The organism is Coleofasciculus sp. F4-SAH-05 (genome assembly GCF_040222985.1).
Taxonomy (GTDB): domain Bacteria; phylum Cyanobacteriota; class Cyanobacteriia; order Cyanobacteriales; family Coleofasciculaceae; genus Coleofasciculus; species Coleofasciculus chthonoplastes.
The window spans coordinates 20,592-32,603 of the sequence record NZ_JAVKBY010000082.1; the positions used below are offsets into that span (position 1 = coordinate 20,592).

The 12,012-nt window shown below is 43.9% G+C and carries 9 protein-coding genes; 3 read left to right on the forward strand and 6 right to left on the reverse strand.

Annotated features, from left to right (window positions below; all coding sequences use genetic code 11):
* Positions 1–942 (reverse strand): hypothetical protein, encoded by a 942-nt coding sequence (locus RIG27_RS09965; RefSeq protein WP_446344733.1) that lies wholly within the window; start codon positions 940–942, stop codon positions 1–3.
* A gap of 149 nt (positions 943–1,091) precedes the next feature.
* Positions 1,092–3,068, reverse strand: a complete 1,977-nt coding sequence (locus RIG27_RS09970) for an AAA-like domain-containing protein (protein WP_446344735.1) — start codon at positions 3,066–3,068, stop codon at positions 1,092–1,094.
* 451 nt (positions 3,069–3,519) lie between these two features.
* Between RIG27_RS09970 and RIG27_RS09975 the strand changes: the two genes are divergently transcribed.
* A complete protein-coding gene (locus RIG27_RS09975) occupies positions 3,520–3,867 on the forward strand; it encodes a hypothetical protein (protein ID WP_446344737.1) in 348 nt (115 codons plus the stop codon).
* A 124-nt stretch (positions 3,868–3,991) separates the two neighbouring features.
* Here the strand turns inward: RIG27_RS09975 and RIG27_RS09980 are convergent, their stop codons facing one another.
* Positions 3,992–4,363: a lipopolysaccharide assembly protein LapA domain-containing protein gene (locus RIG27_RS09980; protein WP_446344739.1), complete on the reverse strand. Its 372-nt coding sequence runs from the start codon at positions 4,361–4,363 to the stop codon at positions 3,992–3,994.
* Between the two features lie 93 nt (positions 4,364–4,456).
* Between RIG27_RS09980 and RIG27_RS09985 the strand changes: the two genes are divergently transcribed.
* Entirely contained in the window at positions 4,457–5,161 is a 705-nt protein-coding gene (locus RIG27_RS09985) for a PRC-barrel domain-containing protein (protein ID WP_446344741.1), read from the forward strand.
* Positions 5,162–5,334: 173 nt separating this feature from the next.
* Here RIG27_RS09985 and RIG27_RS09990 read toward each other — a convergent pair whose 3' ends face one another.
* On the reverse strand, positions 5,335–6,465 hold the full coding sequence (locus tag RIG27_RS09990; protein WP_446344743.1) for a CapA family protein: 1,131 nt from the start codon (positions 6,463–6,465) through the stop codon (positions 5,335–5,337).
* A gap of 17 nt (positions 6,466–6,482) precedes the next feature.
* Positions 6,483–7,364: a LysM peptidoglycan-binding domain-containing M23 family metallopeptidase gene (locus RIG27_RS09995; protein ID WP_446344745.1), complete on the reverse strand. Its 882-nt coding sequence runs from the start codon at positions 7,362–7,364 to the stop codon at positions 6,483–6,485.
* A 788-nt stretch (positions 7,365–8,152) separates the two neighbouring features.
* Between RIG27_RS09995 and RIG27_RS10000 the strand changes: the two genes are divergently transcribed.
* A complete protein-coding gene (locus tag RIG27_RS10000; RefSeq protein WP_446344747.1) occupies positions 8,153–8,572 on the forward strand; it encodes a CAAD domain-containing protein in 420 nt (139 codons plus the stop codon).
* Positions 8,573–8,791: 219 nt separating this feature from the next.
* Here RIG27_RS10000 and RIG27_RS10005 read toward each other — a convergent pair.
* Positions 8,792–12,012 (reverse strand): CHAT domain-containing protein (locus tag RIG27_RS10005; RefSeq protein ID WP_446344749.1); only part of this gene is annotated, 3,221 nt, incomplete at its 5' end.

Here is a 12,012-nt window from a genome sequence, read left to right on the forward strand (position 1 = left end):
TTATAACCAATGCTCAAAAATGAGATCATAATACCCAGCTTGTTCCGGCGGATACCATCCTTGCTCAATTTTCTCAATCAATTGAGGAAGTGCTGCTATAAATTCTGGCTCCCGATTTTTGGGGTGAATTGTCCAAGCTTGGGGGGAATCTAGAACGGCTCGCACATAGGCGGTTTCTTCCAAGCGATTTGATACCATAATTTCCCAGGATTCTAATTTTCCTTTTCCGGTCAAATAATTCAGTTGGGTTTTTAGCGAATTGGGTAATCCGTTCAACACCTTATTTTTATAGGATCTCCAGAGAACGGAGAGGGGAAGTAAGCTATCAAAACGTTTGCGATCGCTCAAATAAACACGACTGCTAAAAAACTTAAATTTATAGAACCCCGCCGGATCTCGTTCGTAAGGAACCCGTTGATGAATGTCTCCATCTTCTTTAGGCGGACCGGTTAGGGGTCTAACGGACATCACCTCAGGATGGTTTTGCAGTAATTGAATCCCCTCTTCTATCCAACTGTAATCCGGTTGCTGATGAATCAGCATATCACTATCAAAGTGAACCACATAGTCTCCCGGAACTTCTTCAATAGAGAAAATTGTGCCGAGAATTGGATATCCTTTGTAATTATGACTCGGGCGTATGCGAGCGCCAAAATGTTTTTGATAAATCCGTTTTTGATACTCTGGGGAGTAATCGATATCGACAATCTTGTCAACCACACCCGCCGCCAGTAACTGATCACAATAGTCCCGCAGTTGTTCCATTGTTCCCACACCTGGACGATTTACTTTGTCACCAGACAAAGGTGCCGTATCTACAGCTAAAAGGCGTTGTGTAAACGGATAATTACACATCCTCACAATATGAGGAATCGTATGCATCATGAAGGGGATATCAGTTCGCGCTACCGTGATGGATAGGGAACAGGTTGTAGATGCCATGAATTAATCCCTAGAGAGTTATTCTCTCTGATAAACTTAAATTCAATACTATAGCACAAAGTAGAATGTAAAAAGCAAACTTGAGACGGGCAGATTTAGTCACGTTATCAGTTAGTGGCGCAATGTTAACGCTGTATTCAGATTGGCGATTAACTCCTGAGCCGATCGCGAAAATAGTGACGATACATCTGACACAAGGGTGTGACGGCGTTTCCCTGAAACTTCACCAGTCCCATACTGCGTAATTTAAACGCAGCGGCGGCTTTAATTTCAACAGGCTGATTCGCCGCCACAACTTGCTGAATCGCTGCCACCAATTCGGCATTTTCTTCTAAATTTAATAAATGGCGACGTAAATGGTCATAGAAAGGTCCTTCTTCTGTTGGTGCAACTTGCAGCAATTTCTCCAATGTCATCTTCCCTCGAGCAATTTGATGCAGTGCCACTCGCACCAGATAAGGATGTCCTCCAGTCATACTCATCAATTCCTCCACCTGGTTGGGTTGCCAATCTAGAGAATGGCGCTGGACTAAATCCCAGACTTGTACCGGATTCAGTTCCGGGAGTTCAATCGGTATGCCAACGTTAAAGGGGGATTGATTAATATTCAGGGGAATATAAACTTCTTTAGAATGGACAAACACTAATCGCAGTCGCTGCCAAATTGCCTGGTTCTTCCCCTGCTCATGCCATGCTCGCAACAGTCCAAAAAAGTCTGTGGCGATGTCTGGATATTGGAAGATTTGATCCACTTCATCTAATCCCAATACTAAAGGACGAGTGGTTTGGGATAATAAATAGCGTTGAAAATAATCGGTACATTTATTCTTACTGCCTAAAATTCCTCGCCAGTAGGTGTCTAAGCGATCGTCTAAGCCTAAATTCCAGCTCACGCTGGCACAAAACCATTGTAAAAATTGATCTAAACTGGTGAGAAACTCTGCATCAGCCGATTGAAAATTCAGGCAAACGGTGCGATAGCCTTGCTGACTGGCATAGTTGAGAATCCGTGAGAGTAAGGAACTTTTGCCCATTTGTCGCGGCGCTTTTACCCGAATTAAAGCACCGGGTTTGAGAATAGCATCATAACAGTCTGATTCTACGGGAGGACGCTCGACGTAAAAGCTAGAATTCAAACTTACCTGTCCTTCGGGTTCATCTAGCGTCTGAGGTGAGGAAAGGGGTAATGTGGGGGTTTGGTGATCGGTGATTTGTGATTGGGGATGGGTGGTGGGGACAACCAGAGTTTGCGGATGAGTAATGGGTTCATCGCCTTGGGTATTTTGGCAAAATTGCTCTAGGGCTTGCAAGGCTTCGCTAGCGTCTCGATATCGCTGTCGATAGTCATAGCGCACCATCTTATCTAGAATAGCGGCTAAACCGGGATGAATCGTCATGCGATCGCGCAGTAAGGTGCAAGAAAATTCTCCATAGTGATCACGAGGGAGTCTTTGAGCAGTTTGCTTACTGGTGGGACTTAATCCGGTTAAGGCTTGCAACACCACCATCCCCACGGCGTAGATGTCACTACTAAAATAAGGTTGACCCGCTTGTTGTTCGCTGGGCATATAACCGGGAGAACCCACGGCTACGGTGATACTGGTTGCGCCATACAGGTTAGAGGTGGGCGTACTCACGGCTTTAACCACACCAAAATCAATCAACACAATTTTGCGATCGCGACGGCGGCGAATCAAGTTGGCGGGTTTAATGTCACGGTGAATCACCTGCTGTTGGTGAACAAAGGCTAAGACCTGTAAGATATCGTTAAGCAGTGCGATCGCTTCTGACTCAGTGATTTTTTGACCCAGAGCAAATTCTTGGTTCAGGGGTTGACCCTCGACAAACTCCTGCACCAAGTAAAACTCCTCATCTTGCTCAAAGTGCGCCAGCAATCGGGGGATTTGGTCGTGGGTTCCCAAGCGATACAGGGTTTGTGCCTCCCGCTCAAATAAGCGTTTTGCCGTTTCCAAGGCTTGCGGCTGGTTTAGCTGAGGTTTGAGTTGCTTAACCACACACAAGGGATTCCCCGGTAAATGGCTATCTCTAGCCAGAAACGTTTGACCGAAACCGCCACCGCCTAAGTATTTTATGATTTGATAGTGACCCGCCAGGAGTATGTTCATTTTAGTTATTGGTCATTCGTCATTCGTCATTTGTCATTAGCGGCAAACGTAATCATAGGGGATGTATACGCCTAATATATGATCCTGTTGGTTAATTAACTAGGGGAAAGACCCCTCCCGACGCCTCCCCTACGAGGGGAGGGAAGCGGCATCGGTTTAGCTTGTGGACGCTGTACTTGACGCACTCCCAAAGCGGCGATGTTTGATAGCACCATCGCTTGAATTGTTAAGGTTTTGCTGCTCATTGGCTCTTTTCGTTGTTGTTAAACTACCGAATTTGTTCTGGTTTTTATTAGCACTCAATGGCATCGAGTGCTAATTTCACGACTTACTTTAACTTACCCTCGACTGTTAAATAAAATTTTCATAAAACTGTTCACAATGATAATCTATAATCAATTTATTTGATTTAAATTAGGGGTAACGGTTGTAAAAGTAGAGGCTAAATTCCATGAACTATACATTTGATATCCTTGGCGTTTCCCCTATCCTGGACTTTTTTAATCATCAACAGCGGATTGGTGAAAAAGCAACTCCCCCAGGCGTTGAATATTTGGGAACCTATCAATGTACCTTGGATGCCTTCTTAGAATCGGTTGAAACCGTTCCCACTCAGAAAGGATGGAATATGGATAGAGCGGTGGATACCGTGATTCAATTCTGGATGAATCACCCGGATCGGATTCGCTATTGGAAAGAGCGTCTAGAGGATGCCGGGAACGCCAGTGTACTGGTGTCACGAATCGCCGATATGCCATCGCTTAAAGCCCAGTTTAACTCGCTGTTCAAGGAAAAGTAAAAGGCAGAAGAGACTGATACCGCGATCGCATTCCTGGTATTGGTGAAGATTATTGCATCTACTATAGGTTTATCGCTTTCAATTCTCTAGGGATATACAAGGCAAAACCTACCCCATAAATAGCCTATGCATTTAAATCCCGATCAGATGATTCAGATGATTCAGAATAATCCAGATTGAACTTTAAACTATTTTCCAGATATTCAATCCGTTTTTGCTGATTCGCCAGTTGCTGAGTTTGTTCATTTAATTCTTTCTCTAAGTCTTTGTTATGTCGCTTCTGATGGGAAAGTTTCCAATTTTGCCGCATCAGGGATGGTACCGATACCAATAATCCCACCACAACGCCAACCCCTAGAGTTAAGACGAGAACTAGCGCCAAAGATATCTCTAGTCGCCAAATCCCTAAAGTTACGGCGATAGGCACAGCATTTTGCAAAGCAAAAATAATCGCTAAGATGGCGATAATAACTGCTATAATTAAAAATAATCGCATCCGTCGTCAAGTAAAATCTAAGTATACAAAACAAAACACTCGATCCGTAGGTAACATTGTCTCAATCATAGCAAAGCAAAAGTGAGGTGTCCCATGTCCACAAAAGCAGAACTTCTCAAGCAAAGCGAACTCTTAAACCGATTAGTCTTAGATCGTCATACAACTGAAGAAGTTGGTCGAGTGACACAGCTATGGCTTGATTGGCAAGCTCACCGCGTGGTTGGGTTAACCTGCAAGTCTGGGTTTCTCGGCGGCAAAAAACACCACATTACCTGGGAACAAGTCAATACTGTTGGCAGCGATAGCATTCTTGTCAACAGTCTGAAGGAAGAAACCGAGTCTGAAACCCTTGAACTCCTCGAGTCTCCCATTGGTGTAGAAGTTTGGACAGATGCTGGCAACAAAGTTGGCAAATTTGTTGATTATATCATTGAACCAGAAACGGGAGCCATCGTTAATTACTTATATTCCTCCAGTGGTTGGCAAGGAATGATGGACGGGATTTATACCCTTGCGCCCGTCGCCGTTTCCAGTGTGGGAAAAAAGCGAATCATTGTGCTAGAGGAAGCGGTTAAAAACAGTGATCAATATACCGAAGGCATTCATGAGCGCATGAGTCAAGCCGCCGAATTTATTCGCAGTGACTATAAAAAAACCCTTGAGGATATGGAATCTCTCAAACAAGGTGTTCCCCAGGTTACAGAGAATCTTACCGACCAAGCCAAATCTGCTGGTGATAAATTCAAAGAACAATTTTCTGATGGTAAAAATTCGAGTCAAAAAAAGGATGAAGAATGAAAAATATTTAAATGTTGAGTGTTAAGTATTCACCCTTCACCCCCTTCAAAAACTTTTCCTTCAAATCCTTTAACCCCCTCTGCGCCCTCTGCGTAAACCTCTGCGTCACTCTGCGTTAAAAACCATCTAATTCTGATGCTAACAGATTGAGTATAACCAATCACCAATCATCATTACTGAGGCAAAATTTTACCCGTTGAATCAATCTGTAAAGGAGTATTCGGAAAATCACTCTGAGTAAGCTGGCGCATCAGTCGAATCGTGCGCCCTTGAGAATCCGGATAAGGAATCCCCTGACGATTTAACATAATTGGAATAATTTGACCCGAAACCAAATCACCCTGGTTATCCAACTCCACCTCCAATACCAAAGAATACGCCAATTGAGCTTGAGTCGAGAGAGTCCGATACCCCATAAAATTTCCCAAAGAATAGGCAATTAACTTCCCCTTATACAATTCTAAAGCTCTCGGAACATGAGGTCCATGTCCGAGAATTAAATCAGCGCCGTGGTCAATCATCGTCTGGGAAAACTTAACCAAATTGCCGCGATTTTCGCCAAAAAAATACTCCGTTCGATTGCGAACGTGCATCGCCCCAGTGCCTTCCGCCCCTGCATGAACAGAAATAATCACAATATGGGCATTTTGACTGGCTTCTTCCACTAACGCTATAGCGGCAGGCAAATCATTCAACGAATTGTGATAATTAAAATAACTAAAACCAATCCAGGCAATCCATAGGTCATTGATGTTAGCATATAAAATTTGATTCTTTTCGCCTAAGGCTTTAACTCCAGCCTGTTCCAAATTATTAATAGTATCTGCAAATCCTTGACGTGAGAAATCATAAGAATGGTTGTTGGCAACGCTCATAATATCAAAGCCCACCTCTTTTAACAAAGAGGCATAATCAGGCGGCGTGCGAAAGGCGATAATTAATCCCCCTATCGACTTAGCCGAATAGGGATAATTCGTTAAAGTACTCTCAAAATTGCCAAATAATAAATCAGCACCTTGCAGGCTGGGTTGAACGGCTTGAAAAAGAACCGCTTTATTCGGATGCAGTTTATTCTGAGGATAATTCGTACCCGGAATAATATCACCCACGGCTTTAATCTGAACCGTCACATTCGGCGGCGGGGGTTCTGTGGGGATATCCGATTGAGGTTGAATGATGGGTTCTGCTGGGGGTTCAGGATAGCTTTGGACAACACCATACCCCATACCGCACAAGAAGCTAACCGTACCCACTGACAGCAACAATGCTCCGCTGCGACGTAATGATATGATAAAGTTCGTCATTCGTCATTCGTCATTCGTCATTCGTTATTTATCGGTCTTGCCGTCAAATGTAACTCTGGGTCTTGCGCTACCCAACCCGCAGGCGCATTGAAGCGAACTTCAAAATGCAAATGAGGTTGGTCAATGTCCGGACTTCCTGTAGTACCCACCGCCCCTAAAGGTGTTCCCGGTTTGATCCGTTGACCCGTTCTCACCGAAAGACGACTTAAATGAGCATAGCGGGTTTGGCGTCCACCTTGGTGATTAATCACGACTAAATTACCATAGGTTCCCTGTTGACCCGCAAAGGCAACTGTACCCGAATCCACCGCTAACACCGTGGTTCCAGGGTCTGCCAATAGATCAATACCACTGTGAAACTGAGTTTGTCCATCCCCATTTTGATGCCAACCGTAATTAAACCCCATAGGCGCTACGGCGGGCAAGGGATAACCAGCAAATCCGGTATAGTTTTCCACGGGTTTACGATTTGCCAGTACCCAATTCACCCCTGAGACAAAAACCATATCGGGTGGTTGTGGTAGACAGCCATTGACCTCAAATAAAATATCAGCACGGATACCATACGCCTCAGCTAAGTCTTGCCAGCTAGCCCCAGCCGGAACTTGCACCCGAATTCCATTAAAGGGAGGAATCAGAATCTCTCGACCCACAGGCATGGATTTTTGTGACAGGCTGGGATTGAGTTCTGCTAAGGTTTCTGGGATTAGGCTGTATCGTTGAGCAATACTATCTAATGTTTCACCGGGCGCGACTTTGTGTTTCTGCAAGCGGGAAAGGGCAGGTGCTGGACAGCTATTTTCAGACGGTGAGGAGGATTGTGCCGTTGCTGGATTGGAGATTGGGGCAACGAGGCAAATCACGGTGGAAAAGATAGGCAGCCAGCGATGGAACGTCATAGTTGAGAAGTGGGAATGGCTAATGGTGTAGTCTTTCGTTGTCTATTATTATGACTTGCAGTAGCAGAACTTATCAGGCAGGTGAACTCCAGCTTAATCAATTAGCTTAAATGATGATCGGGATTCGCGATCGCAATGATTGACCGCTAGGTTTCTCTATTAAGATTTGTGTAAATAACTTGACATCTACAGAATTATGAGAAAAGCCGATCAGGAAGTAAAAATTATGGCGACGACGTTCAGTGTTGCCTGTTTTTTCCTTTTGCTGCTAGTCACGCCGTAATCAACTAAGCTGTTCGGCATTTAAACCTTAATATCAATAATGGTAAAATCCTTGTAGTGCGTTAAGCGAAGCCATGCCGCAGGCTTTGCATCTTGCTCGCTACTAATACCCAATTTAAATGCATGACAGCTTAAGCCGCCTCTATTTATTGGAGCAGATAAAAAAGGATGGCAGGTTTGAATGTCGCCTGAATGTGAATCCTGCTGTGAAGGTCAAGCTAGGAGAGACAGGTCTGAGTTTAGTCGCTTTATTAAGTATGAAAATAATTCAGCCTGTATTTTATAGAATTTGTCTAAAACAATTATAAAGAAATAACTAAAATTATATGTTGATTCAGTAATCCCATTGACCTAATCATATTTCAATAAATACACTAAAAAAAGCGAGGGAATTAAGGACTTGTTTAAAACAGAATAGAGAAAATTATATAGTGAAATAAACTCTACTCACCTTCAACTATTCCTCACTCCCCTCATTAGCTTATTGTCGTTACCTGAATAAAAAAATGACTGCTAAAATGACAATTCCTGAACAACCCGCTCACTCCCACTCAAAAACCTGCCATCCGGAAATTATCAGCGACGTTCTCACCGAAGAAAAAAAACAGCCTTGGCTCAAACTCATTTCCACGTTAATAGAGACGATAGAAACCCTCTCGGCTCACCTGAATAACCGAGGAACAAACACCAAACCAATTTTGATCACGGTGGCTTGGATTATCGCCGCCTTAACCAGCCTCAAACTGAGTCTGGCTGTCCTAAATGCAATTAATGCGATTCCTTTTTTAGGCATACTCCTAGAAATTATTGGCATGGCTTATGTGAGTTGGTTTATTTGTCGCTATTTACTCAGTGCAGCTAACCGTCACGACTTAGCCTTACAAGTTCAGTCTTTTAAAGAACAAATTTTTGGCACGACTCCCTAAATAGGGCTTGCTGCATGACGTTTTGGGTGTGGGGGTAGTCACAAAAACTACAAAATCTTCCCCTTAGTAGAGATGTTTTGACGGAACGTCTCTACTAATCTAGGGCTTGCTGAATTTTACCTCAACAGAGGCTTGAAACTGTTCCCTGTTCCCTGTTGCCTGTTCCCTCCCCTCACCACAAAACTTATTCAGCAGACCCTAGTTATTGTTTTCGTTGAACTACCACGGATTCCCGACTAAAGTAAATGCACTCCAATAATAGGGATGAGTCAGATTAATAGTTCCCTGGTTGCGTAATTCATCGGGTAAAGAAATCCTCGCCGATGGCGTCACTAATTCATCGCCGTCTAATTTAACTTCCCCCCGCATCATTGCCAATTGTGCTTGTCGCAAAGCTTCAGCTTTAATCGGGTCTTGTTTTAACTGTTGATAAAAGGTGGTCATCAGTCCTAATGTCCCGGTATCACTGACATACCAGAGACTCCCTAACGCCGATTTTACCCCAGCTTGTACCGCTAATCCGGTAAAGCCTAACTCCGCTTGTTCATCCCCTAAGGCTGAACGACAGGCACTTAATACCATCAGTTCAACGGGGGGATTATCCAATTGCAACTCTCGCAATTTGTCAAGGGTTAAGCGGGTATTCCAAAACTGAATATAGGAGTTACTAGGTTTTCCTGGTTTAAATTCTCCATGGGTGGCAAGATGGAGAATACCAAAGGATTGATTATCGCGGGCTTGTTTGAGATTTTCTAGGGTAAAGGATTGATTCAGAAAGGATTCACCTGACCACAACTGATTGGTAATCATCGATAACTCTTGGGGAACAGCAGGTAAAGGGTTTTGTTCCTCAAATTGAGAAGCGCCCATGGCTAAGATATCAGCGTTGCGGATATCCACATACCGGGTATCCGTGAGGCTAAAACTGGGCATTAATCCGACGCTGTAGTTCTCAATAATAAATTGGTTTCCATCATAGAGTGTCGCGATGGGGAGGGAACGCAAGCCACTATCCATAACGAAGCTAAGATTATTGATGTCTTGGGCTTGTAATTCTTCTTCAATGGGAGAAATTAACCAATCATAAAGTTGTTGTGAAGACGGTTTATAGGGGCGAGGAATGCGAACATCGGTGACAGCGCGACGTAATTGTTGCACTTGTTGCAGCACTTTTTCTCGGGTTGCGCCGGGAACGGGACGGCGAATTATGTCTCCAGAGGCGGTAACGAGGACGAGTTCGAGTTGGTCAGTGGGTTGAGGATTGGGGTTAGTGGAAAATTGTTGCTGTTGAGGGGTGGAAGGGTTAAACTGCCAAAGGATTTCGTTTTTGTCTTTGGGATTGGGTTTTTCGGGAGTGGGAGTTTGGGGTTTAAAGAAGGCGTAAATTAAGGCAGGTTTGATGCCAGTAATTTGTTCAATTTGATTAAGCTGGGCTTTTGTTTCTTGAGGCGTAACGGTGCGGGTATTTCTAACCCCCAGATAGTTTTCATAAGCATTAGTAAAGTTGTCTTCTTGTTGAGCCACTTCAGTTTCGGCGGCTTGAGTCGTGGAGGTATTGGTTGTGGTGGGTACGGATGCTGACTCGGAAGATTCGCTGGCGTCTTCGTCTTCGGATAATTGATTATTATCTTCTTCCGGAAGTTCGCTAACTTCAGTCGGTTGGATGATATCAACTGGATTAACACTGGTGTCTTCTTCGAGGAATACATTGTTATCTTCTTCTGGAAGTTCGCTAACTTCAGTCGGTTGGATGATATCAACTGGATTGATTGGTGAATCATCTATAGGTTCTTCTTCGGGAATCGTCGGTGCATCAACACTAATAATTTCGATGTCGCCGTCTATCTGAGTAAAGAGAAAGGATTCTGTCGGACGGATGGTAATATCACCATCGGTAATTGCACCAACTGTGCCATTGTTTGTGGCATTCCCGACAATAAAAGGAGTCTCGCCGTTACCCCCATGGCGGATAGTAATACTACCATTATCATCCCCACCCGCGCTAGAAATGCTAACTTCTTCACCGTTAGCGTCTGTGAAAGTATCAGTGGCGCGGAAGAATTGACCTGCGGTGATGTCAATGTTACCGCCTTTGCCATTGTTACCCCCTTCAGCGTTAATAAAACTGACTTCAATATCGCCAATGGGGTCAAGAATGACATCGCCGCCATCGCCAGAACTACCACTGCTATTAATTTCACCCAGACTCATCGAGTTCAAGGCTTGGATAAAAATATCACCGCCACTGGTTCCGGAACTTGTCAGGTTGTTGGTGGTAATCACGCCATTATTGCTGGTTAGGCTAATGTCTCCACCCGGATTGAGGGTTGAATTGGTATTGATGTTCGCTGTATTAATTGTTTGATTGGCGGTAACAGTAACGTTGGTTGCTGTAATATCTTGGGTAGTAACATTGTTAGCACGATTAATTGTCAGGCTATTTAAGGGAGTAATGTTACCGATGTTTCCCATGGCGTTAATGTTACCTGTCCCTGCATCAAGGGTGAATGTCTGAGTGCCATTGATTGCGCCGTTAAGATTGATATCACCTGTGCCACTGTTGGTATTAAGGACGACGGAATTTCCCAGATTAGTGTTACCCGTAATAGTAATGTTCTGGTTAGCGGTGGCGATAGTAGCGTTGAGGTTGGTTGTTGCACTGTTGAGGGTAACGGAGGCGTTTCCTGTCCCGGTGATGGTTCCGTTAACATCAATGGTTCCACCCTGAATGGTGACAGGTTTGTTAAATGTAATTGGGTTGATGGTGACAGGGTTTGTGTTCCCTTGTCCGATGGTTAGGACATTAAAGTTAGATTGGAATGCATTTAATTCACTTGTGGTCAAGTCTAAAGCGGTGGTGCTGTTATTAGTTGCACCAATAATGATGGCTTGGTTAGATGTGGCAGGTTGCAGGGTGAGGCTATTGCCGTTTGTGATTGCACCTGAATTATTAATTTCACCGGCTTTTAGAGTTAATGAGTAACCATTGGCATTTAAGTCGGAGGCAAAAGACAGAGTGGTTAGTCCAGCATCTAAGGTTAAATCGTTATCTAGAGTGACTGGACTATTAAAGGTAAGGTTATTGCCTGTGGTGATGTTACCGATAACGTTTGTGTTACTTGAATTTACGTCTAAGCTGCCGTTAATTGTTAAAGATGATAGTTGGATAGCATTAGTATCGTTGAGGGTAAGGTTTCTGGCACTGCTAATGGCGACTATGTTGAAGTTATTGGCATTATCTAAGGTAATATCATTGCCGTTTGCATTTAATGTCGTGCCACCCGTAACAGTGAGGTTGCCACTATCTGTAATCGCGCCATTGGCATTCACACCTAATGTGCCAGTAATAGTAGAAGCGCCTAAAATAATCCCATTGCTGTCGTTTAAGGTAACATTTGCGCCATTGGCGGCTACTGTACTAAAGTCATTGGCATTATCTA

What these genes read in the sequence shown, in the direction of transcription:
- RIG27_RS10000 (WP_446344747.1), top strand. Translation starts at nt 8,153, where the DNA reads ATGACTGCTAAAATGACAATTCCTGAACAACCCGCTCACTCCCACTCA.
- RIG27_RS09990 (WP_446344743.1), bottom strand. Translation starts at nt 6,465, where the DNA reads ATGACGAACTTTATCATATCATTACGTCGCAGCGGAGCATTGTTGCTG.
- RIG27_RS09970 (WP_446344735.1), bottom strand. Translation starts at nt 3,068, where the DNA reads ATGAACATACTCCTGGCGGGTCACTATCAAATCATAAAATACTTAGGC.
- RIG27_RS09980 (WP_446344739.1), bottom strand. Translation starts at nt 4,363, where the DNA reads ATGCGATTATTTTTAATTATAGCAGTTATTATCGCCATCTTAGCGATT.
- RIG27_RS09965 (WP_446344733.1), bottom strand. Translation starts at nt 942, where the DNA reads ATGGCATCTACAACCTGTTCCCTATCCATCACGGTAGCGCGAACTGAT.
- RIG27_RS09995 (WP_446344745.1), bottom strand. Translation starts at nt 7,364, where the DNA reads ATGACGTTCCATCGCTGGCTGCCTATCTTTTCCACCGTGATTTGCCTC.
- RIG27_RS09985 (WP_446344741.1), top strand. Translation starts at nt 4,457, where the DNA reads ATGTCCACAAAAGCAGAACTTCTCAAGCAAAGCGAACTCTTAAACCGA.
- RIG27_RS09975 (WP_446344737.1), top strand. Translation starts at nt 3,520, where the DNA reads ATGAACTATACATTTGATATCCTTGGCGTTTCCCCTATCCTGGACTTT.